The following is a 26,131-nucleotide window of genomic DNA, read 5'->3' as shown; positions in this document are numbered from 1 at the left end:
TGGCGACACTGTCCTTTGGCGCGATGTCGGCAGACTCGCATAGCCCGTATTGCGAAACCGTCGCGCAATGCGCGAACCCGATGGCCACCGGCGGCATGGTCACATCGTCGAACTATCTGGCGACGCAAGCCGGACTGAAGGTGCTTCAGCAAGGCGGGAATGCCGTCGATGCGGCGATTGCCGTCGCGTCCACCATCGCCGTCGTCTACCCCCAGATGAACACCATCGGCGGCGACAACTTCTGGCTCATCTACAACGCCAGAACCCACGAGCTTCGCGCACTGAACGCCAGCGGCCGAGCCGGTGAACGCGCCACCATTCAGTTCTACAAAGACAAGGGCCTGACTTCGATCCCGCCACGCGGCTATCTGTCGGTCAATACCGTGCCCGGCGTTGTCTCCGGATGGGATGAGGCCTATCGATACGCCCACGCCAGCATGGGACGAAGCCTTCCGTGGCCCGACCTGCTACGAGACGCCATCCATTACTCCAAAGACGGTTTCATCGTCACGCCGTCGCTGGCAAAGTGGTCGGCGATCAACGTCGACACCACCGATAAGGTGTTCCGCAACCTTCAACAGTTCGATGGCTTCCGGCAAATCTTCCTGAAACCCGACGGCACGCCCTACCGATCAGGAGAGCGCCTCATTCAGCCGGAACTGGCGAACACGCTCACGCAGATTGCCGAGCAAGGTGCGCAGGTGTTCTACAAGGGCGAGGTTGCCGAGAAGATCGTCAAGGACCTGCAGGCCAATGGCGGATTGCTCAGGCGTGAGGATTTCGCCCGTCATCGCGCCGATTGGGTGAAACCGATCTCGGTGAAGTACCGTGGTTTCGACGCCTACAATTTTCCACCGAATACACAAGGGTTTGCCTCACTCGAAATTCTGAACATCCTGAATCGATTCGATGTGAAGGCGTTGGGCGAAGGCTCGGCCGATTACTATCATCTCCTCGTGGAGGCGACCAAGCAGGCCTTCGCAGACCGTGACAAATATCTGGCCGATCCGGACTTCTTCGATATTCCGCTAGCCGACCTGCTATCCGTCAAGCACGGTACAGCGCAGGCCGCGCGTATCGACATGCACCGCGCCAACAATGCGGTCAGGCCGATGGACCCGAAGGGCGATACCGTCTGGTTCGGTGTCGTCGATGGTGACGGAAACGCCGTCTCGCTGATCCAGAGCATCTATTACGACTTCGGCTCCGGCATCGTGCCGAAGGGAACCGGCATTCTCCTGCAAAATCGCGGCTCGTTCTTCTCGCTCGACCCGAGCCACATCAATCACCTCGCCCCGCACAAGCGCACCTTCCATACGCTCAACCCCGCCATGCTGATGAAGGACGGCAAACCGTATCTGGTCCACGGAACGATGGGCGGCGAGGGGCAACCGCAGACGCAGGCGGCCATCGTCACACGCGTCGTCGATTTCGGCCTCTCGCCGCAGGCCGCGATCCATGCGCCGCGCTGGTTGTACGGCCGGACCTGGGGCGTGTCGTCGAACGATCTCAAGATCGAATCGCGTGTGCCAGCGGCAGTCTCGGAGGCACTGAAGCAGCGAGGCCACCCCGTCAAGGTCGTTGAACCCTTCACCGATACGATGGGCCACGCGGGGGCAATCCTGATCGATCAGGCCTCGGGTGTGCTGCAAGGCGCAGCCGATCCGCGCGGCGACGGATTAGCGGCAGGTTACTGAGCTCGACGCGCGCCGGACTTCGAACTGCGGTTTGGCGCGTATCACTGCGAAGTATTTCGTGGGACTCTCCACGCGGACCTATCAAGATTTCCTGATTTTCTGCCGTTATTTGCAGATCAAGTCCGCGTTATCTTGCCTGCAACGCTGTCCTCATCCGACAAGCGAGACTCGATAAATTTCGCCTGCCAACATTCTTTACTTTTTCGCTGATGATGAACATGAAAGTCACAACGCTTGCGTCGGCAGCATTCCTGAGCGCAGCGTTGGCCGGTTGCGGTCACTCGGAAATCGATACGGTTAAGTCTGCCGCCGTTCCGCAGGATTCGACGCACACCTACGAAAGCGCGCTGTCGAGCCGGTCCTCGTGCGATAAGGATAGCTGGAGCACCTTCAAGGACGATACGAACCGAACCGTCGTGGAATACCGTTGCGAGTTGAAAAACGGTGCGCCGCTGCTGGCTGCATTCCGTCAGCAGAAGATCCTCGATACGCAGCGTGATTTCCAGGGCTACTACAACGGCCTCGATCAATCCGCCGAGACCCTCCGTCAGCGGGATCCTGAGGCTCTGGAGAAGCAACTCGCGGACGCTCAGCGTCAACTCTCGGAATTGCAGGCCAATGGCTCGGGCCCGATGCCGAATACGCCGGAGGCGCTCAAGCAGTCCATCGTCAACCGCGACAGCGCATTGGAGGCTGCACAATCTGCGGTCAATCGCGCTCAACGGGCGCTCAGCGATGCGCGAGGCGGACAGGCCGGGGTGCAGCAGGAGCGTGCTCGATTCGAGCAGCAGGAGAAGGACGCGCTTGCGCAAATCGACAAGACCTACGGCGGCGTCGCCGGTGCGAGCGAAGTGTTCCGGTGGTATGTCAGGGATAAGCAGGTCGTGCCTGCCTGGGTGGGCGTCGAACTCGCAAAGCAGGATGGCAGTACCGTGCGACAAGATCGCAACTGGCAGCAGAACCTTCAGGATCTGCTGAACCACCGTGGAGACGATCACGTTCACGCAGTACTCAACGTGCCGGACAGTATCGTAGCGAGCAAGTAGTCGGCTACGATTCGGGACTGCGAGATGGGGTGATGGACCAACGGGCCAACTCACCCCAAACCTCACCCCTCAATCTTGTCGATGAACGCGAGCACCTGCGCTTCGGCTCTTACCCACGCGTCATCCGGTGAGTGACCTGATAACCCGGTGATTTTCGAGAAGTCCGTGAAGAACACGCCGTGCTCCATGTGACCTATCGACGCGACAGCTCTCCATCCCGAGACCCCGTTCGGTGCTACGCGAATCATGTATGTTCGCTGGCGGTACTGTTTATGCAACTGCGTTGGCATGTGGCGAACTCCGACTGCTGGAAGCTAATCCTAGCACGCGAATACGTAACGTGCGTTTAAAGTCCCTGCGTCGGTCGTTCGCCACCTCACCCTTTTGCCAACGACTTACGAACGAATTACCAACGATACTTCGCCGTCCCGATCACCGACGTCGTCGATCCGTAATAGCACGCCCCGCCTGAGCAGTACGCCGCATATTTCCGGTTGAACAAGTTGCTGCCGTTGATCGCAAACGTCCAGTTGCCCGTGTCGTAATGCACGGCGGCGTCCACGAGTGCGACGGCCGGGACGTCGAACGTATTCTGCGCATCGCCCGCCGACGGTCCGATCAGACGCACCCCCGCACCGAAGCCCAGTCCGCGCAGCGGGCCGCCATGCAGCGTGTAGTCAAGCCACAGCGAACTCAGATAGCGCGGCATCATCGTCGGGCGCTTGCCCAACTGCGACGCCGTGTTCGTCTTCATCACCGTCTGGTTCAGATACGTGTACGACCCGATCGCGCTCAGCGAGTCCGTCAATTGCAAACGTGCTTCCAACTCCACGCCGCGTGAGCGTACCTCGCCCGTCTGAACGATTGAACCGGTGTGCGCCGGGTCCGCAGTGCTCACGTTCTGTTGCGTCAGGTTGTAGAACGACAGCGTGTACAGCGCGTTGTACGACTTCGGCTGGTACTTGATCCCGATTTCGTACTGTTCACCCGTCGTGGGCTTGAGCGCCTGATTGAGATAGTCGACGCCCGCCGTCGGCTGGAACGACTTCGCGTAACTGAAGTACGGCGCGATGCCTGTGTCGAACAGATACGACAGCCCACCTCGCCACGTAAACGCATGCGGGCTTTGATTCTGGATGTTGGCCGCAGTGGTCGTCTGCGTCTGCACATTCATCGACGTCCAGTCCTGACGCAGGCCGAGCAACGCCGTCCAGCCGCCGTACTGGATCTGGTCTTGCAAATAAACGCCGAACTGGTCGGTGGAAGTATCGACGCGCTTGTTCGTCGTGGAGATCCGGCCGAGCGAGCTGTAATTCGGGGCAAACACGTTGAGCGTGCCGACTGGCCCTGTTCCGCTGCTCGTGCCGCTCAGCAGACGCTGATAGTCGAGGCCGACCAGCACGGTGTGCTGCACCGGACCCGTCGACAGCTTGCCTTCGAGCTGGTTGTCCCACGCGAATTGACTCAGATGTTCGCGGTCGAGGAAAGCGTTCATCGACACGGTCGTCGTCGAACCGGTCAGATAGTTCAGGAAGAACGACTGGTGATAGTCGATGTCGTCGTGCAGGTAGCGCGCGTTCGAGCGGAACTTGAAGGTGTCGTTGAACGCGTGCTCAAACTTGTACCCGAACGAGTATTGCGTGCGACGGAAATAATCTGCATCCGGATTGCCGACGTAAGTCCCCGGATCGATCTTGCCGTTCGGATTCCCGCTGGCCACACCGCTCACCGGCAACGAATTGAACAGACCGCCCGCCGGATCCCGTTGATAGGTGGCGAACAGCGTGAGCGACGTATCGCGCGACGGGCGGAACGTCACGCTCGGCGCAATCGCCAGACGCTGATCCTTGATGCCGTTGACCTGCGAGTCGGCGTCACGGGCGAGGCCCGTCACGCGATACAGAATCGTGCCGTCGTCGGTGACCTTGCCGCCCATGTCGAAGCCCGCTTCGAAACGGCTGTGACTGCCGAATTGCAGCATCAACTCGTGCACCGGCTCCTCGCTGGGCATCTTCGAGATCATGTTGACGATGCCCGCCGGGCTGCCCGCGCCATAAAGCACTGACGCCGGTCCGCGCAGCACTTCGATGCGCTCCAGGAAGTACGGATCGATGCGAGGGTTCGCGTAGAACGCATTAGGCTGAAGGATCAGCCCGTCAAGATACGTGTCGTACGAAAACCCGCGACCGCGCAACTGATCGAACCGGAAGTCGGTCGCGTCCTGCGACGACACCCCCGGCGTGTAACGCAACGCCTGATCGATGGTGGTCGCGCCCTGCGCATCCATCTGATCGCGCGTGACGACCGAAACCGACTGCGGCACGCGCACGAGCGGTGCGTCGGTCTTGGTCGCCGACAGGCTGCGTTTGGCGACTACACCGTCGGTCCGTCCTGTGGGCGACTCCTCACGACCGGCGCGCACCTCCTGCACCGGAAGGGCCACCGCCGGTTGAAGACCGCTTTCCTGTCCCTGCACCTCTCCCTGAGCTTGCGCATGCGCTACGCCAGTCATCGCTGCCAATGCGAACGGCAGCCCCAGCGGTGCCCGCCTCAACCAGCTTCCCCGCCGTTTCAACCCCTTGGGCAACCCGAATTCCGGATCAATGGACGAAGGCGTGACGAAATCGTGTGTGTTTATCATGTTAATAAAAATGCGTATCATTAACTTTTTGCGTGAAGCGTCGTCCCTGGCGTCTGAACGGCCGGGGTACGGAGGGTTTGGCGGGGGGATGAGTTATGAGCCGCGCCGGATCGGGCCGGGGCGGGGCGTCGACGATTAGCCGACGGGACCCGATCTTATCGTTGCCGCAGAAGTGTGTGGCGACAACAATCGTTTCGATTGCGACAGATTTTGTCCTGCCGACAGGGATTTGCTGAAATCAACTAACGAGATGGACACGAAGCGTATTCCAGTGACCGCGACGGGAGGTCGCGCGCTGCCGCCGGTGATCGCCAACGCGATCGACTATGCCCACGGCATGCGCGAGCCCGCTCATACGCATCAGCGCGCGCAACTCATCTACGCCACGTCCGGCATGATTCGCGTGCGCACGCCGTTAGCCTCATGGGTCGTCACGCCGACCGTGGGGTTGCTGGTCATGCCGCGCGTCGAACACGAACTGGAGATGGTGGGGCGCGTGGAGTTCCGCACCGTCTATCTCGTCAGTTACGAAGCGCCCGAGGCCGGGCTGGAAGGCGTGTTGCTGCCGGTGACGGGGCTGCTGCGTGAAGCCATCGTGTCCATGACGCAGGCGCCGGAACACTACGACCCCGACAGCGTGCCCGGCGTATTGGCGGATCTCATCGGCCGACTGCTTCGGGCCGCACGGCCGGGCGAGATCGAGACGCACTGGCGATTGCCGTTGCCGTCGCATTCGCGCCTGCGCACGATCTGCGAGGCGCTGCTGGCTGCGCCCGACAACAACGACACGCTGGAACTGTGGGCCGACCGTCTGGGGGCGAGTTCGCGCACCGTATCGCGGCTATTCCAGCGCGAGACCGGTGTCGCTTTTGCCCGATGGCGCGAGCAGATGCGGGTGTGCGAGGCGATGTGCCGTCTGTCGACCGGGGATGCGCCCGGCGACGTCGCGTCGGCCCTCGGCTATGCGGATACTGCGACCTTCGCCAGCATGTTCCGTCGTGTCCTCGGCGTCTCGCCGCAGCGCTATCAGGCAGGATTCGTCGCAGGGAATGCCCCTGCTTGAGACGTCGCGCCGCCCGCGAACCCAAGAATCGTGTCGTAGAGCTGCTGAGCCGCGCTGGATAGCACCAGTCCCCGCCGACGAATCAACCCGACGGTTCGCGTGACTTCCGGTTCCACCAGCGGCACGCTCGTGAGTAGCGGATGCTCGCCCGGTGGCATCGCCAGTCTCGGCACCGCCGCAATCCCCAAGCCCGCTTCGACCAGACTCACCACGCTCATCACATGCCGCACTTCGCAGAAAGAGCGCGGCAGATCGGGCGTGCCCGCGAGCGCCAGATCCAGCACGAACCGGTTGCCGCTCGCTTTCGCCACCGCCATGAAGTCGTATTCCTTCAGCTCGGACCACTTCACTTCCGTGCGTTTGGCCAACGGATGCTCATGTCGGCAAGCGAGCACAAACGGCTCCTTCAGAATCGGTTCGAACTCAATCGTGTCCTCCTGCGCGCCGAGGTAGTTCAACCCGAAATCCGCTTCGGCACGCACCACACTCGACAGCACGTCGCTCGCCCCCGTGTCCATCACGCGGATCAGCACACGCGGATACGTCTCGTGAAACTGACGCAGTACCTCTGGCAGGAAGTGACGCACAGCCGACGGCACGCACGCGAGCGTCACTTCGCCGCCCAGACGCGTCGCACCGTCCGTCAGGCCGCGCAGGCTTTCGTCGAAATCGTTCAGCAGCTCGCGCGCCTTGCGGGCGAAATCGCGTCCGAACGCCGTCAGGTCGACGCGACGGGTCGTGCGGTCCAGCAGCCGCACGCCCAGCGTGCTTTCCATCTTGGCGATGCGACGCGAGAGCGCCGACTGCGACAAGTGAATTTCTTCCGCTGCCGCCCGAAAGTTGCCCCGCTCCGCAATCGCCACAAAGGCCCGCAGGTCGCTCAGTTCAAGATTCATGCGTTCAGTGCACTAATGGTTGTGATTTTTGCGATTCTAATGCGTTGCGAGATGGCCGATCATTTTGGGCTGCCCCAACGCAGGGCAACCGGTAGCCATTCACCAAAGCACACACAACGATTTCACGGAGGAACGACACATGAGCACTTTTACCCGACGCTCGGCCCTGAAGGCTGGCGCTTTCGCCTCGCTGGCCGCAGCGCAAGGACTGGTTCAGCGCAGCATCGCCGCGCCCGCCCCCGGCGCAGCATCCGCCGCCAGCGCCGCTGAAAATACGCAGAGTGGCAAAGGCGTCACCCGCACGCTCGCGCGCTATATCGTCAACGCACGTTACGAAGATCTGCCTGCGAATGTGCGCAAGGAAGGCACGCGCACGTTGCTGAACTGGATCGGTGTGGCCGTCGGCGGCTCGCATCATGAGACGGTGGACCGCGCCGTTGCGGCGCTCACGCCGTTCTCAGGTCCGGCGCAGGCGCATCTGCTCGGCCGCAAGGAACGCTTCGACATCATGAACGCGGCGTTCCTGAACGGTGTGGCGAGCCACATCTTCGATTACGACGACACGCATCTGAAGACGATCATCCACCCGGCCGGTCCGGTGACGTCGGCCTTGCTCGCGTTGTCCGAATACCACCCGATCTCGGGTCGCGAGTTCCTCAACGCGCTGGTGCTGGGCGTGGAGACGGAATGCCGCATCGGGAACGCCGTCTATCCGAACCATTACGACGTGGGCTGGCACATCACCGGCACCGCCGGTGTATTCGGCGCGGCTGCGGCCGCAGGCAAGGTACTCGGGCTGACCGAGCAGCAGATGGTCTGGGCGCTGGGTCTGGCGGCGTCGCAGCCGGTGGGGTTGCGCGAGTCGTTCGGCTCGATGAACAAGAGCTTCAATCCGGGACGCGCCGCCAGCAACGGACTCTTCGCCGCCTTGCTCGCCGCGAAGGACTTCACGAGTTCGGACGGCATGATCGAAGCCAAGCGCGGCTGGGCGAACGCCATCAGCACGAAGCAGGACTACCGGGAGATCACGGAAGGTCTGGGGCAGCGCTACGAGGCGGCGCTCAACACGTACAAGCCGTTCGCATGCGGCATCGTGATTCACCCGGCTATCGACGCGGCCATCCAACTGCGCAACGAGTACAAGCTGACGGCCGACCAGATCGCGAGCATCGACCTGAAGGTCAACCCGCTCGTCATCGAACTGACCGGCAAAAAGACGCCGCGTATCGGACTGGAAGGCAAGTTCAGCGTCTACCACTCGGTCGCTGTGGCGATCATCGAGGGGGCTGCGGGCGAGCGTCAGTACAGCGACCGCGCGGTGCAGGACCCGGCGGTCATCGCACTGCGTGACCGGGTGACGGCGACGGTCGTGCCGTCGATCAAACCGGAGCAGGTCGACATGACCATCACGCTCAAGGACGGCCGCAAGCTGCACAAGTTCATCGAGCACGCCATCGGCAGTCTGGAAGTGCCGATGACGGATAAGCAACTGGAGACCAAGTTCCTCGACCTGGTGAACGGTATCCTGCCCGATGCGCAAGTGCGTCGCCTGATGGACGCTTGCTGGCAAGTCGAGACGCTGAAGAACGCGGGCGACATCGCCACGCTCGGCTCTGTGCAGAGCTAAGCGCAGCGAAGTTGAACGGTGCGACGTGCCGTCCGGCACGTCGCATTGGCATCACCAGCCTCACCAGCGATAGCGATACCCGACCTGCCCATAGACGTTGCGACGATAGTCGCCGCCCATGTTGCGCGCGTACTTCACACCGGCGTACAGCGAGGACGTGCGACCCAGCGTCGCTTCAACGCCTGCGCCGAGTTCGTACCACGTCTTCGCGAGGCTGCTGTCGAACGTCGCACCGCCCACGTTGGTCGCACCCGGCGACAGGAAGTCGTGGACCACGTCGACGCTCAGATATGGCGACGCCGAACCGACGCCCACCGCATTGCCCAGATCCGGCGTATTGAACTTGACGCCCACACGACCGCGCAGGGCATTCGTCGTATTACCCGATACAGACGACACGCTGTCGCTGAAGCCGTTCAGATGCAGGTACTGATACGCCAACTGCACTTGCGGCTCGACGGTGAAGCCCGATCCCAGAATCGAGAAGCGATGGCCGACCTCACCCGACAATGCCGCACCGAAGCCGTTCTGCGTCGCGCCTACGCCAGCGACGTCGCTGTACTTGTTGCGATAGTGCGAGAACTGCGTGGTGACGTCGATGAAGGCGCCTTGCGGCAGAATGCGCGTCCAGTACGCTCCGACCGATTGCGCCTGCATCGAGACGGTGCCGGTCGCGGCGGAGAGCGTCGGGTCCTGTGTGCGGGCACTGTCGGAGAACGACGCCGAGGCCGTACCGAACGTTGCCGTCAGCCCCACGAGCGCGCTGCCGCCCATGCCTGAGGCATCCGTATTCAGACGCCAGTCACGGCCGAACTGCGCCGCGAACATGCGTTCGTCCGCACCGAAGCGGCCGGACAGCGTGGTGTCCATCGTCTTGCCGTACAAACGTCCCCACACGCCGTTCGATGCATCCTCACCCGGCACGCTCACACCGCGCACACTACCCATGCGCTCCTGCAAGCGGCCCAGCATCGTGTAACCGAAGTCGGCGTTCAGTTGCGGCGTCATCGCGTAGCCCACGGCGGCGGCACGATACGCGGTCTGGCCCGAGGCGTACGACGTCGACAAGTACCAGCTCGGATCGCCGCCCACCGGGCCGACCTTGCGAAGTAGGTACTGATACGCGCCTGCCTGAATCGGTGCCGCCAGCTTGAAGGCCCCATCCGAGGCCGTGCCGTTGACTTGCACCAGCTGAATGCCCGCGCCCGACGTCGGCACACCCGTACCCGAGACCGTTAGCTTGAGCAGCGTCGTGCCGCTCGCATTCCCGTTGATGACGAGCTTGTCCGATGCAGTCGAGCCATCCGGCGCGACCGTCGCACCGAACAGCGCCGTGCCGTTGTTACCGACGTAATCGCCTGCGATGGTGAACGTGCCGAGTACGCCCGGCGTAGCACCCAGCGATGTGCTGCCCACCGCGATGATGCCCGCGTTCGTCACGCTGCCGAGTACGCCGCCGTAGCCGCCGAGCGTCGCACCGGAGGCGACGCTCGTCATGCCACTGCCCAGCGTCGCGCTGCGATGTGCGGCGTCGCCGACGAGGACCGTCGCACCGCTGGCAATCGACGTTGCGCCCGCGTAAGTGCTCGCACCGTTGAGCGTAATCGTGCCCGCGCCGAGCGAGACTGCCGAGAAGTTGGAAATCGCACCGTTGTAGTTGAACGCGTTGCCCGCGCCCGGTGTGATGGTCAGCGTGCTGGTGCCGGTGCCGCCGGACACGTCGCCATTCACGACCGCCGCGCCGCCCAGAATCTGGAGATTGCTGTTGCCGCTGCCGAGATCCACGGCTTTGCCGCTTTGATCGGCCGTGATCGTGCCGTAGTTGATGACCGTCGCATCGTTCGCGCCGGTATTCACGACCGCTGCTGTGGCACCGCCGCCTTCGAGCACACCGCTGGCCTGGTTGATGACGGTCACGGTGAAGGCGTTGCGCGCGCCGGTCACGGCAATCGCCGAGTCGCTCTGCCCACGGATGAGGCCGCTGTTGACGATAGTGGTGTTCGTGTAGATGCCCTGCACCGGAATGGGCGCTTTGGTGACGGGGTCTTTGTCGACGCCTGCGAGCGTGATACCGCGACCGATAGCGCCCGGCGTGTTCTCGCCGACAATGGTGCCGCTGTTGACGATGGTGCCGCCGCCCACGGTGACGCCTTCGCTGACGTCGTTGTTGGCGCGCGCGCCGCGAATCGTGCCCGTGTTGGTGATGTTGACGACGCCGTCGACATCTACGCCGTCGCCATCGCCCGTCACGCCATTCCCGATGATCGTGCCCGCGTTGACGATGGTGACGACTTCCTTGGCGTTGAAGCCGTCGATGTTGATGCCGGAGCCGTTCATGCCCTGAATCGTGGCACCGGCAGCGTTGTTGACGCTCAGCGTGAACGTGCCGTCGGTCGTCGCATCGGCGCCGCCCGTAATGCCGTGGCGTGCCCCCTGAATCAGGCCGCTACCCGTGTTGTTGACGGTGATGCCGCTGTTGGCCTGCGCGTCGACGCCGTCGCTGCTGCTCGTGCTGCCGGGGTTCACGGTCGAGCGAATGATGCCCGCGTTGTTGACCACGCCATTCACACCGGGGCGCACCGCGTCGGCTTCGTTCGCCTGAATGACACCGCCCGCAAAGTTGTTGAGAACGTTGGTGCCGGTCGTGATGGCGTTGAAGTCGATGGCCTGATTGCCGGAGCCGGAATTGTTGGTCGACGTCAGCGTGCCGTAGTTGTTGAAGACGATGCTGCCGTTCGACTTGTTCATCTGGATGACGTCGGCGTCGAACGTCGTCATGCTCGCGCCGACACCGTTCGTGACCGTTAGCGACACACCCGTGTTGTCGCGAATGGCCCGGCCGGTGCCCGTCATATTGATCGTGCCGTTGTTGACGATGGTGGCGTTGCCGGTGGCCGTAATGCCCACGGTACCGCCGCTGACCTGCAACGTGCCGCCGCTGTTGATCGTGCCGGTTTGGCCGCTCGACAACGTCTGCCCGGCGGTGAGCGTTTGCCCGTTATTGATCTGGAAGTTGGCGGCGAGGGCGTGCTGCTCGGCGAAAAGCGCGATGACGCCTGCCAGAATGGCGATGGGTTTCATAGACTCCGATGTCCTCTTTGGAACTTGGTCGAAGTCCCGGAGTATTGGACGGAGTCATGACGAACTGATGAAATGAAGTGAAAGTTCGGGAATTCGGGACGTGCAACGCACCGATGACCTAAGGTCACCTAACGATACGGACCGCGAAGCGCATCGGTGGCGAAGCGCTTGCACGGCCTGACGTTTCATCCGTCAATACAAACCGGCGACGGTATTCTTCTGGAGATCGCGGTCGTAAGTCTCTGCGTCGAAATGACCGCCGCTCAGACGGCGATGCATCGCGCCGGTGCTCGGCAGACATTCGCGAGCGATCTGCGTCGCCTGATCCCACAGGTGGGAGCGGACGATGGCTTTCGCGCAATGGAAATACACGCGATCGATCGACACGACGATTACGGTTTTGGGCAGTTTGCCGTTCACATCGAAGCGCGCGAGCAGGTCGGGGTCGACCGAAATGCGCGCACGGCCGTTCACACGCAACGTCTCGCCGATGCCGGGGATGAGGAACAGCAGCGACACGCGCGGATCGGCAATGATGTTGCGCAGATTGTCGATGCGATTGTTGCCGGGACGGTCTGGCACGGCGAGCGTGCGTTCGTCGAGAATCTGGACGAAACCGGCCGGGTCGCCCTTGGGCGAGCAGTCCGTGCCTTCCTCGCTGACGGACGCCAGCACGACGAACGGGCAGGCTTTCACGAACGCCTGATAGTCCTCGTTGAGGTACGTCAGTTCCTTCCAGATCGCGCGTTCGCCCGGCTCGCCGTAGATCGCTTCGAGCTGTTCGACAGTGCTCACATCGTGATTCATGTCATTGCCTCATCACTTCAGATGTCGGTTGCAGCGGGCAGTATAGAGGGTGACGTTGACGCGCGTAAGGCAGTCATTGCGCACATCCGCACGTCAGGCCCACATCAGGCGGCATCGCCTGCGGAGAACCGTAGTCCCGCAATGCCCACGATGGCCAGCGTCAGAAAGCCGACACGGCTCCACGTCAGCGATTCGCCGAAACAGAAGATGCCGACGGCCACCAGTCCAACCGTCCCGATGCCGGTCCAGATGGCATAGGCCGTGCCGACGGGCAACGCGCGCAACGCCAGCGCCAGCAGGTAGATGCTCGCGAGCGCGGCGGCAATGGCGACCGCACTCGGCAGCACGCGCGTCCAGCCCTGATTGAGCTTCAGCGCGAGCCCCATCGCGATTTCCAGTGCCGCCGCGAGCAACAGGTAGATCCAGGCCATCGCGTTCATCGTGTCAGGCCTCCTGCGCCTCGGTTGTCTCGGACGCGCCGCGATTGGCCGCAATCGCCTTTTGCACGGCCGGACGCGCCTCGATGTCCGTCAGCCATTGCCGCACATCGGGGAACGGCGTCAGGTCGAGGTCCAGTTCGTAGTACGTGCGCAGCCACGCGAAGGCGGCGATGTCGGCAATCGAATACTCGTCCGTCGCGAGATAGGCCGATCTGGCCAGCCTCGTGTCCACGACCCCGATCAGCCGCAGCGACTCCTTGCGATAGCGCTCGATGGCCTCGGCGTTACGTGTCTTCGAGCCGTGCAGGAACCACCAGAGTTGACCCAGCATCGGGCCGATGCCACCGATCTGAAAGTGCAGCCACTGATTGACGGCAATCGCCTTCGCTTGCGTCATCGGTTGCAGCACGCCGGTCTTGGTCGCGAGATAGGTCAGGATCGCGCCCGACTCGAACACCGTCAGATCGCGTTCGTGGTCGACGATCACCGGAATCTTGCCGTTCGGATTGAGCGACAAAAATGCGGGTTGCTTCTGCTCGCCCGCAGAGAGATCGACGTTCACCTGCTGATGGGCCAGTCCGGCTTCGTGCAGATACAGACTGACCTTCAGGCCGTTGGGCGTGTTGGCGGTGTAGAAGGTGAGCGGCGGATGGATGGAATTCTTGGCGTTCATGGCATTCCTCGGGACGTTGTCTTGATCTACGATTGCAAATACAATGATTGCAATTGCAATCGTATGTGTTTCCACGACGAATCACAAGATGTGAGGAATGCCATGAGGGAATGGGTGAGCCGGGGCCGTGCTGCAGTGAAAGGGCGGAGCGCGCCAGACGAGGTCACGCGGCAGGCGGCGCTTGCCTGCATCGGCAAGCTGCGCGCCGTGCGCAGTGCGGGGCAGACGCCGGTGTCGCCGTCCGGCGCGCTCGCGTCGCTGACGCATGCGCTGTCGGAGGGCGAGACGTCCGACAAGGTCTGGATCGTCGATTCGGATGCGGAGATTGCACCATCCCCGCCCCGCGATCCGGCATCGAAGCGCAAGCGAAGCAGCAAACCCGTGCCGCTCGCGAGCGCCATCGTCACGTGGTTTCGCTCGGCCCCGGCACGCGAACGTCCGCTGCTGTACCTGCTGCATTCACCGACGTTGCGCGGCGTGTTGAGCGCCGGTATCGAAGCGGCGGGACTGAAAGACGATCAGGACGCCGGAGCGGGACGGCGTGGCATTTTCCTCAACGACGCCACCATCTGGTCGCCGGACCGGTTCAAGCGCGTTCGCCCGGAATTGCCGATGTGGCTCGCGGCACAGACCGAGTGGTTGCCGTATGACCCGGCGTCGGCGCAGGAGCTGAAGGCGTTGCTGTGCGCGGCGCTTGACGCGCTGTACGTGCGCGGTGAATCCGGTTTTTGCTATCTGAGCGCGCATGAAGTGCCCCACGCGCCTTCGCGCGCACTCACTCGCACCGATGCGCGCGACGCTTTCAAAGGGATGTACCGACTGCGCACGTTACCTGACACGAATCCGCCGTACGTCATTCGACTGTGCGGGGCGGGCAGGGCGTTAGCGAACGTGCTGGAGGCCGCGCGCTGGCTGCAACTCGACTGGGGCGTGGCGTGTGAGGTGTGGAGTTGCCCGAGCTACACGCGTCTGGCGCGCGAGGCAGGGGAATCCGAGCGCATGGCGTTGCAGCGCCCGGACGAAGCCGCAGATGTGCCGCATCTCGTGCAATGTCTTGGTGACAGCAGTGCACCGGTACTCGCCGTCACCGGCTACGCCCGCCACATCGCCCATCAGATCGGCGCGTTCGTGCCCGCACGCTTTGCGGCGCTGGGCAGCGACGACACCGACATCGGGGCAGCGACAGACGACAGCGGCGAGCGTTTAGGCACCGGCGACGCCCCTGGTGTGCGATGGATCGTACTCAACGCGCTGCGTCTGCTGGTGGACGAGGGCACGTTGCCGCGCTCTCGCATCGCAGACGCCACGCGTCGTTACGGTGTGGTCTGACGGCGTGGACGGAATGTCCTATCGCGTCTTGGTTTCCGACAGAAACGCCTTCGCTGCCGTACTCGCACGATCCAGCGCTTCGGCCATCGGCGCGACGTCCTTCTCGCGAAACTGGTTGAGGAACAACTCCGCCACGGTGGATTGGTAGACCTTCCACATCTTCTTGCGAAGGCTGCGTCCCTTGTCGGTGATGGTCGCGTAGGCCGCACGCCCGTCGTCCGGATCGCGCATGCGCGTCACGAGTCCTTCCTGCTCCAGACGGTCGATCAGGCGCGTGAGGTTGTAGCGCTCGATGGCGAGCACGTCGGCCAGTTCGTGCATGCGCCGCGTGCCTTGAGGGCCGCTTTCCAACCCCCACAGCGTGTCGTACCAGGCGTAGGCGGGCAGGTCGGCCTGCGCCAGACGGCGCTCGATCTCGCGAATCATCGTGCGGTGCGCGCGCACGAAGGAGAACCAAAGATCGGGGTCAGGCGTGCTCATGAATGTCCTTGTTGATGTCACATGTGAGTTGCAGATGCAATTGTACATGGCTAGAATGGCCAACACGACGATTGCAAATGCAATCCATGCTGCGCTATTGCTGTCGTAATCTCTATCGCGAGCCCCCGTCGCGATCCGTACTGTGGTTCGTGATCTCAAGGAGACATGTCATGACTCAATTGCCAGTGGCGGCGGGTGCCGACACCGATATCCAGGAAACGCGCGAATGGCTCGATGCGCTCGAAGGCGTCACCACCGTTGAAGGTCGCTCGCGCGCTCACTTCCTGATCGACCGTCTTGCCGCATGGGACTTCGCGCAGCACGGCGACTTCCATACCCGGGTGACGACCGACTACGTCAACACGATCCCGACGTCGCGCCAACCGGCGTACCCGGGCGACCTCGCCATCGAGCGCCGACTGAACGCTTTCATCCGCTGGAACGCGATGGTGATGGTGCTGCGCGCGGGCAAGCATTCGAACGTGGGTGGCCACATTGCGACGTATCAGTCGGCGGCGGTGCTGTACGACGTCGGTTTCGATCACTTCTTCCGTGGCCGCACCGATACGTTCGACGGCGACATGATCTACGTGCAGGGCCATTCCGCGCCGGGCATCTACGCACGCGCTTATGTCGAAGGCCGCATCACGCAGGCGCAGCTCGATAACTACCGTCGTGAAGCGGGGCGCAGCGGCATCTCGTCGTACCCGCATCCGCGTCTGATGCCCGACTTCTGGCAGTTCCCGACGGTGTCGATGGGCCTCGGCCCAATTACTGCCGCATATCAGGCGCGCTTCATGCGCTATCTCGAATACCGTGGGCTGAAGCAGCATCAGGGCCGCAAAGTCTGGGCGTTCCTTGGCGACGGCGAGATGGATCAGCCGGAATCGCTCGCTGCGATCTCGCTGGGCGGACGCGAGCGTCTCGACAATCTCGTCTTCGTCGTGAACTGCAACCTGCAACGGCTCGATGGCCCCGTGCGCGGTAACGGCAAGGTCATTCAGGAACTGGAAGGCACGTTCCGGGCGGCGGGGTGGAACGTCATCAAAGTGGTGTGGGGCAGTGGCTGGGACGCGCTCCTGCAAAACGACGTTCACGGCTTGCTGCGCGAGCGGATGATGGCGTGCGTCGATGGCGATTATCAAACGTTCAAGTCGCAGAACGGTGCCTATGTGCGCGAGCACTTCTTTGGCACCTCACCGGAGTTGCTGGCGATGGTCGCGCATCTGAGCGACGACGAGATCTGGCAACTCGCGCGCGGCGGTCACGACGCGCTGAAGGTCCACGCCGCCTACGCGCAAGCGATGAAGACGGAGGGACGTCCGAGCGTCATCCTCGCCAAGACCGTAAAGGGCTTCGGCATGGGCGAAGCGGGCGAGGGGCAGAACGTCAACCACCAGTTGAAGAAGATGAGCGCCGACGCGGTACGCGCTTTCCGCGACCGCTTCGATCTGCCGGTGAGCGACGAGCAACTCGCCGAGATGCCGTATTTGCGTCCCGAGCCCGATAGTCCCGAAGGTCGATACTTCGCGGCGCGTCGTGCCACGATGGGCGGTCATCAGCCTGCGCGCTTCGGTTTGCGCGCGCCGCTTGCCATCCCGCCGCTAAGCACCTTCGCCGCACAGCTCAAGGATTCGGGCGAGCGCGAGATGTCGACGACGATGGCGTTCGTGCGCATCCTCACGACGTTGCTCAAGGACAAGGAGATCGGCAAGCGCGTGATTCCTATCGTGCCCGACGAATCGCGCACGTTCGGCATGGAGCCGCTGTTCCGCCAGATCGGCATTCACTCGTTCCAGGGACAGCGCTACACGCCGCAGGACGCCGGACAGCTGAGCTACTACAAGGAAGCGCTCGACGGTCAGATTCTGCAGGAGGGCATCAACGAGTCGGGGGCGATGGCGTCGTGGATCGCGGCGGGCACGTCGTACAGCACGCACGGCTTCGCCACGATTCCGTTCTACATCTTCTATTCGATGTTCGGCCTGCAACGCGTGGGCGATCTCGCCTGGGCCGCTGGCGACGCCCGCACACGCGGCTTCATGCTCGGGGCGACGTCCGGGCGCACGACGCTCATGGGCGAAGGCCTGCAACACGACGACGGTCACAGCCACGTGCTCGCGTCCGTCATCCCGAACTGTGTCGCGTACGACCCCACGTTCCAGTACGAACTCGCCGTGATTCTGCAAGACGGTATGAAGCGGATGTACGTCGACGATCAGGACGTCTACTACTACGTCACGCTGCTTAACGAGAATTACGCGCACCCGGCCATGCCCGAAGGTGCGGAGGCGGGCATTCTCAAGGGGCTGTACATGCTACGTAATGGTGATGAGGGCGAAGCAAAGGCCGATGCCCCGCGCGTACAACTCATGGGCAGCGGCGCGATCTTGCGTGAGGTCATGGCGGCGAGCGAATTGCTGCGCGACGACTTCGGCGTGCAGAGCGATATCTGGAGTGCGACGAGTCTGACGGAAGTGCGTCGTGAGGGGCTGGCCGTCGAGCGCTGGAATCTGCTGCATCCGGACCAGACGCCGCGTGTGCCGTACGTCCAGCAATGTCTTGCGGATCGCAAGGGGCCGGTCGTGGTCGCGACGGATTACATGAAGATCGTCGGCGACCAGATTCGTCCGTTCGTGCATGACCGTCGTTTCGTCACGCTCGGCACGGATGGCTTCGGCTGCTCGGATACGCGCGAATCGTTGCGCACGTACTTCGAGGTGGATCGTCACTTCATCGTGCTGGCGGCGCTTGGTGCGCTGGCCGACGAGGGACGTGTGCCGCGTGAGCGTGTCGCCGAGGCGATTCGCAAGTACGGTATCGATCCGGAGAAGCTCGACCCGGCAACGGTTTGACGGGGAAGTAGAGAGAGGCTAGAAGCGAGCTAGAAGCGGGACGGTGAAGCGCGGTGCGGGGGCGTGTCGCGCTTCACCTGAACGTTTGGCCGTCAGTTGCCCGTCTTGCGATACAACGCCAGACCACCCGCGAGCGAGAACATGACGACGGCGCAAACGCGATTCAGACGCTTGAGACCGTGTGCCGTCATCAGACGTGCGGCCTGCACGCCGCCGGTCGCGTAAAGCGTCATCACCAGAATGTCGACGCCTGCGGAGACCACTGCCAGTACGGCGTACTGCGGCGCGAGCGGCATCGACGTGTCCACGAATTGCGGCAGAAATGCCGAAAAGAACAGCAGGATCTTGGGGTTGGTCAGTCCGACGCCGAAGCTGCGCAGGAAGACGCGTCCCGCACTCAGATCGGACTTGATCCGCACCTGACTCAAGTCTTGCGGATGGCTGCGCCAGAGTTGAATCGCGAGCCAGACGAGATACGCCACGCCGACCCACTTGACGGTGGCGAAGAGCGTCGCCGACGCCATCAGCACCGCACCGAGCCCTGCGCCCACCGCCGCCACGACCAGCAGGTCGGACAGCGCCGCACCGCACATCCCAACGAGCACCACACGCCAGTTCCCTGAGATGCCGTTGGCAAGGGCGAGCAGTGTCGTCGGACCGGGGATCAGGCCGCCGATCAGCGCGGCGGTGGCGTATATCGCAAGCGTGGAGAGTTGCATGAGGCGGCGTCGGTAACGGAACGGAGACGCCAGTCTTGCAGATCGCGCTTCGGGCGGCAAGCGGCCTGCGCGAACCGCGCTCAAACGCCCGTGGCACAAGGCATTTGCCTATTCCCGTTTGGCGCCCGTGTTTCCCAATATGGCCGTCAGGCGATGTGCGCGGCGTATCCCGTTCTGTCTGTCGCAATATCGTCCCGAAGCGTAAGCGCCGGAATCTCGTAGTCCCCGTAATTCTGGCGACGATAAGGGATCGGCGCTGTCGTCGCGAGCGTGTCGAGACGCTTGCCGAAATCGCGCGTGATCGTGGCGAACGCCTCGGCGTCGACCCGCGACGAACGGAACGTCACGAACGGCGGCAGTACGTCGAAGCCGGGATAGAACAGCATGCCGTGCTGAATCGGGAACAGAACGTCGTCGATAGGGCCGTTGATGCCGCGCGCGCTGTAATGCGAGTCCCAGCCACCAGTCGTCACCACGAGCATCGCGCGTTTGCCTGACAGCGAACCTTCGCCGTAGCGGTCGCCCCAGTGCGCGCTCGAATGTTCGCCCACGCCATAGGCGAAGCCATACGCGTACACGCGATCGAACCAGCCCTTCATGATCGCGGGCATGGAGAACCACCACAGCGGGAACTGGAAGATTACCGTATCGGCCCAGCGAAGCTTCTCCTGCTCGCGGGCGATGTCGGCGCGCTGTGTGCCATCGAGGAATGCCTGCTTCGAGTCGAGCGACGCGTGAAACGGTTCAGCCGGATCGCGTTGCGGCGCGTCGGACTCGTCGATAGTGGTCTTCCATTGCATCGCGTACAAATCCGAGACTTGCACGTGATGCCCCGCCGCTTCCAGATGCTGAGCAGCGAAGTCGCGCAGCGCACCGTTGAGCGAGCGCGGTTGGGGATGGGCGTAGACGATCAGGACATTCATTTTCAGACTCCGTGGCCTTGCGGCGTATTCAATGCCATCGCTTCATTCCGATGGGGATGAATGCAGCTTAGTAACGCACGCGGTATATTGGAAATGAATTCCTGATATAGCAGGTATAACGATGGTTAATTTGCGGCGTCTTGATCTGAATCTGCTCGTCACGCTCGACGTACTGTTGGCTGAGCTGAACGTCACACGTGCGGCCGAACGGTTGCACATCTCCCAGCCAGCGGTGAGCGTGCATCTCGCGAAGCTGCGCGAGGTGCTGGAAGACCCGCTGCTGCTGCCGGGGCCGCGCGGCATGCGACCGACCGCGCGGGCGGAGTCGCTGCGCGAACCCTTGCGCGAAGCGCTCGAATCACTCACGCGGGCCGTCGCTCCGGCGGCACCGTTCGAACCGGCGAATGCTGATCGGACGTGGCGCATTACCGCGACCGATTACACCGAATCGACGATTGTCCTGCCGCTCATGCAGCAACTGCGGACGCAAGCGCCGAAGACGCGGCTGGCGGTCTACGACCTGGTCCCTTCACGGCTGTCGCGTCAGGCGGAGCAGGGCAACATCGACATCGTCTTTCACACGACGGAGAATGCGCCGGACGGCCTGCGTCGCAAGGCGCTCTTCACTGAGCGTTATGTGCTGGTGGGACGGCGGGGGCATCCGAAATTGAAGCGTCGCCCGACACTCAAGCAGTTCTGCGAACTCGATCACAGCATCGTTTCGCAGGACGGTGGCGGTTTTCATGCCAGCACCGACGACGCGCTGGCCGCGATGGGCCTGTCGCGACGTGTCGTCTTCTCGGTGCCGCACTTCCTGTTCCTGCGCGCAGCACTCGCAAGCACCGATCTCGTCGCTATGGCCCCGGAGCGTCTTGTGCGCGACGATCCCGCGCTGCAACTCATGGCGCCGCCCATCGATCTGCCCGGCTTCGAGATTTCGATGTACTGGCATGAGCGCGTGCACCGCGACCCGGCGCATCGCTGGCTTCGGGAAACCATCGCGAGTGTGGTGTGACCTCCTTCGCGAGGTGGTGTGTAAAGTAAGCTTTACACGTTGTGTCGTTTCGTCTATCGTGTAAAGCACGCTTTACATAAGGATGGACGATGACGCGTTATGTGAAAGAGATGGGCGGTGCGCTGCTCGCCTATATGTTGGTTTTGGCGGGATCGATTCGCGTGTTGCAGGCACTGCCGGAATTGGCGATGGCGGCGAAGGCGGCGATCGCCCTGTTGCCGATGCTGCCGGGTATTGCGATGTGCTGGGCCATCGTGCGTAATCTGCGTCGTATGGACGAATTGCAGCGGCGCATTCAACTCGAAGCGTTTTCGGTGTCGTTCGCGGGCACGGGGCTGATCACGTTCAGTTACGGTTTCCTCGAGGGCGTGGGCTTTCCGAAGCTATCGCTCTTTATCGTCTGGCCGCTGATGTGCACGCTGTGGGTGGTCTCTGGTTTCTTTTGCGGACGTCGCTATCGATGAAGAACGAGGTCAAGACGCTGCGTCTGGCGCGCGGCTGGTCGCAGAGCGATCTGGGCACGGCGCTGGGCGTATCGCGCCAGACGGTCAACGCCATCGAGAACGAGCGCTACGACCCGAGCCTGCCGCTGGCGTTCGCCATTGCGCGTGTGTTCGGTCTGCGCATCGAGGAAATCTTCAGCGAGGACGCATGAGCGTGCGTCGCTCGTAGTCGCGCGACCCCATCTCCGCCAGACGGCTGATCGTGCGCGACAGATCGCGCCAGTCGCTCAACGCATCGAGTGCAGGGATCAGCGGCGCATCGGACGCGATCAGCAGCGTTCGCTGACGGTCGTAGCAAATGTCGACGAGCCAGAGAAAGCGTTGCAGCGTGTCCGGGCGACGCAACTGCTCGACGTGCAGTTCGTCGACGATCAGCGCCTGCCACTGTTCAGCCAGACCGAGGTAGTCCAGATGCGAGCGGTGGGCCACGCACAGCGCCTCGAAGTCGGCCCACACCACGCGCTCGCCTGCGCTGCGCACCGCCAGGGCGCGACCGGCCACCGTGACGCTTGACGGGGCGCTTGCCGGGCGACCCTCCAGCGCTTCGTAACACGCGGGCAGGACCTCATGCGCAGCTGCCAGCGGCGCAAGCCAGCGCGGCATCGACGCCGCGTCGCCCCCCATCCGGTAATCGGTCGCGCCGTCGAAATGCACGATGGCGAAGCGCTGAAGAATCACCGCGATGGTCGGCTCGAAGCGCTCGTGAAACTCGGGGTCGGGCAACAACTGGGCGGGGGCGTAGTTCGACGTCAGCACCAGCCGCACGCCGCGTGCGAGCGCAATGTCGAGAAAGCGTCCGATGAGGAAGGCGTCGGCAATGTCGTGGACGTGGAATTCGTCGAAGCACAGCAGTTCAACGCCATCCAGCCAGCGATTGGCCACGGCCGCGAGCCGGTCGTCGCACTTCGGCTCGCGCACGAGTTGACGATGGATATCGCGCAGGAATTCGTGAAAGTGCACGCGGCGCTTCTCGCCATCGGCGACGGCGAAGGCGGTATCCACGACGAGGCTTTTGCCGCGTCCGGGCAGACCGTAGCAATAGACGCCGTCATGCGTCGCCGTTCCACGGGGTGCGCCCGGTCGCGAGAGGTTCGCGAGCACGGCGATGGCATCGCGTTGACGAAGGTCGGGGGTGATGTGGCGCTCGGCCAGCGCTTGCGTGATACGCGCGGCGTCGATCATGGACGCAGGACTCCGGAAGGCTGAGGCCGACGCATGGGGATCACGCGCTCGGCCGACGAGCGCCACTATACCGGCGCGCCGCACGGCAGGCCAATACGGAATTCCGTGCGCCGCCATCGCATTTCGGCATCGCCCCGGCGGTGGTCTTCGGCGGCCTGCGATTGCTGCTAGAATTGCCGCACGGCCGATGCTGCCTGCCGCTCGCACCCGAAACGGGGACGGTGAAAGCATCGCAGGCATCGCATGTCCGTCCCGTTCTCCGGGCGACGCGCATCAGCAACGCGAGCACTGATCGAATGCGTCGCCATTGAACGCTATCAAGGATGGCCAACATGCGAACCTATCTCGACGCCAAAATCATGGCCAAGTCCCTGCGCGAACGTCTCGCGCGCGAGGGCATCGACATCTCCCACGCACAAGCACTGGAATCCGTCGCCGCACAATTCGGCTTTGCGGACTGGAACGTGCTCGCCGCCAAAGTGAACGCCGCTGCGGTCAGCGACGGCATCGTGTTCGACACCGTCGCGCCGATTCACCGGATCTTCGACGAAGCGAAAGCGCGCGAATTCTACGTCGACTTTCTCGGCTTCAAGATCGATTGGAAACATCGCTTTGCCGACGGTCTGCCGCTGTACTGCCAGGTCTCGCGTGCGGGCATGACGCTGCACCTGTCCGGTCACTTCGGCGATGCCAGCCCGGGGGCGACGACGTTCGTCTTCATGCGCGGTGTCGAAGCCTATCAGCGCGACTTGTCGGGCAAGCGTTATCCCAATATGAATCCCGGCATCGAAGCACTCGACTGGGGCAAGCAGATGACGGTGACGGACCCATTCAATAACCGCATTCGCTTCTGCGAATCGAACGACTGACAGAGGAAGGCCGGTATGTCCCAAGATTTCGATCCAGCGCGCTATTTCCAGCGCATCGGTTATACCGGCCCCCGCGAAGCCACGCTCGACGTGCTGCGCACGGTGCATTCGCTGCATCCGCTTGCGATTCCCTTCGAGAACATCGATCCGATGCGCGGCAAAGCGGTGAATGTCGATCTGCCGTCGGTCGTCGCCAAGCTGGTCGACGGCGAACGCGGCGGTTACTGCTTCGAACAGAACGCACTGTTTGCGAGTGCGCTCAAGTATCTCGGGTTCGACGTCACGCCGCTGATCGGACGAGTCTGCTGGGGCCGCACCTTCGACGCGGAAGCGCCGCTCACGCACATGATGCTGCGCGTCGAACTCGACGGCGAATCATGGTTGGCGGATGTGGGCTTCGGCTCGGTCACGCTGACGGCGCCGTTGCGCCTGAATGCGTCGGGCGAGCAGGCCACGCCGCTCGAAACCTTCAATCTGACGCCCGTGCCGACGGGCGACGGTCATACCGTCGGCGAATATCGTTTGAGCGTGAAGTCGGCGCAGACATGGCTGCCGACGTATTGCTTCACGCCGCGTCCCGCCGAGTGGATCGATTACAAGCTCGGGAACTGGTACACGTCGAGCGCGCCGGACTCGATCTTCACGAATCACCTCATGGCGTGCCGCGTGTTGCCGCAGGGACGCCTCGCGTTGCTCGACACCAAGCTTGTCGAGCGCAGTGCGACGGGCGACGTGATCGCCGAGACGAAGATCGATTCGGCGTCGCAGCTCGTCGACGCGCTGGCCGGACGCTTCGGTCTTAATCTGGCCGATGTCGACACCGACGAGTTGTTCGCGCGTGCGCTCGCGGGTGCCGCCAAAACAATCGTGCGCTGAACAGTCGAAGCACAAAGAAAAAGGGCCTTGCAGACCGACCGTCTGCAAGGCCCTTTTTCCATGCATCCCTCGTTATGCGTGCATCAATGTGCCGACGTCGTACCCGGCCACATCCGCACGGCCAGCGCACCGAGGGCGGAGAGCATGGCGAGCGATGAGACGCCCGTCCAGCCCCAATGCGCCAGCGCTTGCGAGCCGAGCACCGAACCGAGCGACATGCCGATGAACACGCAGACGAACAGCACAGCGTTCAGACGGCTGCGGGCAGGGGGCTCGATCCCGTACACGATGGTCTGATGCGAAATCAGGGCGACCTGCACACCGAGGTCGAAGCCGATGGCGCCCAGACCGATCAGCCACAGTTGCGCATGCGGGCTCAGCAGCGGAGCAAACAGCATCGCGGCAAACGAGACGGCCACAAGGGCTGCGCCCAGACGCGTCACGATCTGCGGGCCCTTCTTGTCTGCGATACGACCGGCAATCGGTGCGCCGAGTGCACCGGCGGCACCGGCCAGACCGAACGCACCGGCCGCTGCCGCGCCCAGATGGAACGGCGCTTCGTGCAGCATCACGGCCAGCGTCGACCAGAACGCGCTGAAGCCGACCGAGAGCAAGCCCTGTGCGAAGGCCGCCCGGCGCAGCGCCGGGTGACGACGCCACAGACTCGCGACCGAACCGATCAGTTGACGATAGGACATCTGCGTCGTCGGATGGAACGACGGCAGGCTGCGCCACGCCACGACGCCGAAACCCGCCACGCTGATGGCTGCGACCACGTACATCGCCCGCCATCCGAAATTCTGCGCGACGAAGCCCGACACCACGCGGGACAGCAAAATCCCGAGCAGCAGGCCGGTCATGACGGTGCCGACGACGCGTCCCCGGATCGATTCGGGGGCGAGGGTGGCGGCCGCTGGCACGATGTCCTGCGCCATCGTCGCCGTCAGACCGATAGCGAGACTCGCGACGAGCAAGGTACCGATGCCCGGGGCGAAGGCTGCCAGCAGCAACGCAAGCGTCAGAATCGCGCCCTTGATCAGCACGATGCGGCGACGGTCGATGATGTCGCCCATCGGCACGAGCAGCAGAATCCCAAGGGCGTAGCCGAGTTGGGTAAGCGTCGGCACCCAGCCCACGGTCGTGTTGGCCGCGTGGATGTCGTCGGTCATGATGCCGAGCATCGGTTGCGCGTAGTACAGCGAGGCGACGGTCAGGCCCGTGCCCGTCGCCAGCAACAGAATCAGGCGTGCGGACAGCTCCGGCTGCGGCCGGGGTGTGGCACGGCTCGCGTCGGGGGTGTTCGAAATCTGAGCGGAACTCATGGGGTGAGGCTCCAGTAGGAAGGGACGGGGCGTAGTGTCTCGCTTGGTGCGGTGCAGCGGTAGACCTATAATCCGTACAACCTTTAT

The 26,131-nt window shown here is 63.0% G+C and carries 23 protein-coding genes; 11 read left to right on the top strand and 12 right to left on the bottom strand.

Going from position 1 to position 26,131, the window contains the following annotated elements; genetic code table 11:
• Positions 1 to 23: 23 nt before the first annotated feature.
• Together ggt and ACIQWO_RS21885 are read left to right on the top strand one after the other, a co-directional pair.
• Positions 24 to 1,697 (top strand): gamma-glutamyltransferase, encoded by a 1,674-nt coding sequence (ggt, locus tag ACIQWO_RS21890; RefSeq protein ID WP_402829202.1) that lies wholly within the window; start codon positions 24 to 26, stop codon positions 1,695 to 1,697.
• A 218-nt stretch (positions 1,698 to 1,915) separates the two neighbouring features.
• Positions 1,916 to 2,743 carry a hypothetical protein gene (locus tag ACIQWO_RS21885; protein ID WP_402828844.1) on the top strand — a complete coding sequence of 276 codons (828 nt, stop codon included), beginning with the start codon at positions 1,916 to 1,918 and terminating at the stop codon, positions 2,741 to 2,743.
• Between the two features lie 62 nt (positions 2,744 to 2,805).
• On the opposite strand, the gene ACIQWO_RS21880 is transcribed toward ACIQWO_RS21885, so the two are convergent.
• On the bottom strand, positions 2,806 to 2,931 hold the full coding sequence (locus ACIQWO_RS21880; protein WP_402828842.1) for a hypothetical protein: 126 nt from the start codon (positions 2,929 to 2,931) through the stop codon (positions 2,806 to 2,808).
• A 218-nt stretch (positions 2,932 to 3,149) separates the two neighbouring features.
• Complete coding sequence (locus tag ACIQWO_RS21875) at positions 3,150 to 5,384, bottom strand: TonB-dependent siderophore receptor (RefSeq protein ID WP_402828840.1); 2,235 nt, start codon at positions 5,382 to 5,384, stop codon at positions 3,150 to 3,152.
• A 229-nt stretch (positions 5,385 to 5,613) separates the two neighbouring features.
• Between ACIQWO_RS21875 and ACIQWO_RS21870 the strand changes: the two genes are divergently transcribed.
• The gene (locus ACIQWO_RS21870) at positions 5,614 to 6,447 is read left to right on the top strand and encodes an AraC family transcriptional regulator (protein WP_402828838.1); all 834 of its coding nucleotides are present in this window, start codon (positions 5,614 to 5,616) and stop codon (positions 6,445 to 6,447) included.
• Here the strand turns inward: ACIQWO_RS21870 and ACIQWO_RS21865 are convergent.
• On the bottom strand, positions 6,411 to 7,343 hold the full coding sequence (locus ACIQWO_RS21865; RefSeq protein ID WP_402828836.1) for a LysR family transcriptional regulator: 933 nt from the start codon (positions 7,341 to 7,343) through the stop codon (positions 6,411 to 6,413). The genes ACIQWO_RS21870 and ACIQWO_RS21865 overlap by 37 nt on opposite strands.
• A gap of 139 nt (positions 7,344 to 7,482) precedes the next feature.
• On the opposite strand from ACIQWO_RS21865, the gene ACIQWO_RS21860 reads away from it, so the two are divergent.
• Complete coding sequence (locus ACIQWO_RS21860; protein ID WP_402828834.1) at positions 7,483 to 8,970, top strand: MmgE/PrpD family protein; 1,488 nt, start codon at positions 7,483 to 7,485, stop codon at positions 8,968 to 8,970.
• A gap of 60 nt (positions 8,971 to 9,030) precedes the next feature.
• Here the strand turns inward: ACIQWO_RS21860 and ACIQWO_RS21855 are convergent, their stop codons facing one another.
• The 4 genes from ACIQWO_RS21855 to ACIQWO_RS21840 all read right to left on the bottom strand — a co-directional run bounded on the left by ACIQWO_RS21855 (position 9,031) and on the right by ACIQWO_RS21840 (position 13,971).
• Positions 9,031 to 12,051, bottom strand: a complete 3,021-nt coding sequence (locus tag ACIQWO_RS21855; RefSeq protein ID WP_402828832.1) for an autotransporter outer membrane beta-barrel domain-containing protein — start codon at positions 12,049 to 12,051, stop codon at positions 9,031 to 9,033.
• Positions 12,052 to 12,243: 192 nt separating this feature from the next.
• The gene (locus ACIQWO_RS21850; RefSeq protein ID WP_402828830.1) at positions 12,244 to 12,858 is read right to left on the bottom strand and encodes a pyridoxamine 5'-phosphate oxidase family protein; all 615 of its coding nucleotides are present in this window, start codon (positions 12,856 to 12,858) and stop codon (positions 12,244 to 12,246) included.
• A 104-nt stretch (positions 12,859 to 12,962) separates the two neighbouring features.
• A complete protein-coding gene (locus tag ACIQWO_RS21845) occupies positions 12,963 to 13,289 on the bottom strand; it encodes a DMT family transporter (protein ID WP_402829200.1) in 327 nt (108 codons plus the stop codon).
• 13 nt (positions 13,290 to 13,302) lie between these two features.
• The gene (locus ACIQWO_RS21840; RefSeq protein ID WP_402828828.1) at positions 13,303 to 13,971 is read right to left on the bottom strand and encodes a glutathione S-transferase family protein; all 669 of its coding nucleotides are present in this window, start codon (positions 13,969 to 13,971) and stop codon (positions 13,303 to 13,305) included.
• A gap of 102 nt (positions 13,972 to 14,073) precedes the next feature.
• Here ACIQWO_RS21840 and ACIQWO_RS21835 point away from each other — a divergent pair, with 102 nt between their 5' ends.
• The gene (locus ACIQWO_RS21835; RefSeq protein ID WP_402828826.1) at positions 14,074 to 15,300 is read left to right on the top strand and encodes a transketolase-like TK C-terminal-containing protein; all 1,227 of its coding nucleotides are present in this window, start codon (positions 14,074 to 14,076) and stop codon (positions 15,298 to 15,300) included.
• Positions 15,301 to 15,318: 18 nt separating this feature from the next.
• Here the strand turns inward: ACIQWO_RS21835 and ACIQWO_RS21830 are convergent, their stop codons facing one another.
• Complete coding sequence (locus tag ACIQWO_RS21830; protein WP_402828824.1) at positions 15,319 to 15,780, bottom strand: MarR family winged helix-turn-helix transcriptional regulator; 462 nt, start codon at positions 15,778 to 15,780, stop codon at positions 15,319 to 15,321.
• A 170-nt stretch (positions 15,781 to 15,950) separates the two neighbouring features.
• On the opposite strand from ACIQWO_RS21830, the gene aceE reads away from it, so the two are divergent.
• On the top strand, positions 15,951 to 18,635 hold the full coding sequence (gene aceE, locus ACIQWO_RS21825) for a pyruvate dehydrogenase (acetyl-transferring), homodimeric type (RefSeq protein ID WP_402828822.1): 2,685 nt from the start codon (positions 15,951 to 15,953) through the stop codon (positions 18,633 to 18,635).
• Positions 18,636 to 18,727: 92 nt separating this feature from the next.
• On the opposite strand, the gene ACIQWO_RS21820 is transcribed toward aceE, so the two are convergent.
• Positions 18,728 to 19,354 (bottom strand): LysE family translocator, encoded by a 627-nt coding sequence (locus tag ACIQWO_RS21820; protein ID WP_402828820.1) that lies wholly within the window; start codon positions 19,352 to 19,354, stop codon positions 18,728 to 18,730.
• Between the two features lie 146 nt (positions 19,355 to 19,500).
• Positions 19,501 to 20,277, bottom strand: coding sequence for an NAD(P)H-dependent oxidoreductase (locus ACIQWO_RS21815; RefSeq protein ID WP_402828818.1), 777 nt, complete (start codon positions 20,275 to 20,277; stop codon positions 19,501 to 19,503).
• Between the two features lie 121 nt (positions 20,278 to 20,398).
• On the opposite strand from ACIQWO_RS21815, the gene ACIQWO_RS21810 reads away from it, so the two are divergent.
• The 3 genes from ACIQWO_RS21810 (at position 20,399) to ACIQWO_RS21800 (ending at position 21,947) form a co-directional block, all read left to right on the top strand.
• Positions 20,399 to 21,292: a LysR family transcriptional regulator gene (locus tag ACIQWO_RS21810; RefSeq protein ID WP_402828816.1), complete on the top strand. Its 894-nt coding sequence runs from the start codon at positions 20,399 to 20,401 to the stop codon at positions 21,290 to 21,292.
• 89 nt (positions 21,293 to 21,381) lie between these two features.
• Positions 21,382 to 21,756: a hypothetical protein gene (locus tag ACIQWO_RS21805; RefSeq protein ID WP_402828814.1), complete on the top strand. Its 375-nt coding sequence runs from the start codon at positions 21,382 to 21,384 to the stop codon at positions 21,754 to 21,756.
• Positions 21,753 to 21,947, top strand: a complete 195-nt coding sequence (locus ACIQWO_RS21800) for a helix-turn-helix transcriptional regulator (protein WP_402828812.1) — start codon at positions 21,753 to 21,755, stop codon at positions 21,945 to 21,947. The genes ACIQWO_RS21805 and ACIQWO_RS21800 overlap by 4 nt, the downstream gene beginning before the upstream one ends.
• On the opposite strand, the gene zapE is transcribed toward ACIQWO_RS21800, so the two are convergent.
• A complete protein-coding gene (gene zapE / locus ACIQWO_RS21795) occupies positions 21,931 to 22,977 on the bottom strand; it encodes a cell division protein ZapE (RefSeq protein ID WP_402828810.1) in 1,047 nt (348 codons plus the stop codon). The two genes, ACIQWO_RS21800 and zapE, sit on opposite strands and share 17 nt — an antisense overlap.
• A 332-nt stretch (positions 22,978 to 23,309) precedes the next feature.
• On the opposite strand from zapE, the gene ACIQWO_RS21790 reads away from it, so the two are divergent.
• Complete coding sequence (locus ACIQWO_RS21790) at positions 23,310 to 23,846, top strand: glyoxalase superfamily protein (RefSeq protein ID WP_402828808.1); 537 nt, start codon at positions 23,310 to 23,312, stop codon at positions 23,844 to 23,846.
• A gap of 15 nt (positions 23,847 to 23,861) precedes the next feature.
• A complete protein-coding gene (locus ACIQWO_RS21785; protein WP_402828807.1) occupies positions 23,862 to 24,722 on the top strand; it encodes an arylamine N-acetyltransferase in 861 nt (286 codons plus the stop codon).
• 83 nt (positions 24,723 to 24,805) lie between these two features.
• On the opposite strand, the gene ACIQWO_RS21780 is transcribed toward ACIQWO_RS21785, so the two are convergent.
• Complete coding sequence (locus ACIQWO_RS21780) at positions 24,806 to 26,044, bottom strand: MFS transporter (RefSeq protein ID WP_402828805.1); 1,239 nt, start codon at positions 26,042 to 26,044, stop codon at positions 24,806 to 24,808.
• Positions 26,045 to 26,131 lie beyond the last annotated feature (87 nt).

The sequence above is a fragment of the Pandoraea sp. NPDC090278 genome (genome assembly GCF_044772185.1).
Taxonomy (GTDB): domain Bacteria; phylum Pseudomonadota; class Gammaproteobacteria; order Burkholderiales; family Burkholderiaceae; genus Pandoraea.
Note: the sequence above shows the minus strand (reverse complement) of the source record. Positions and strands in the feature narration are given on the sequence as shown.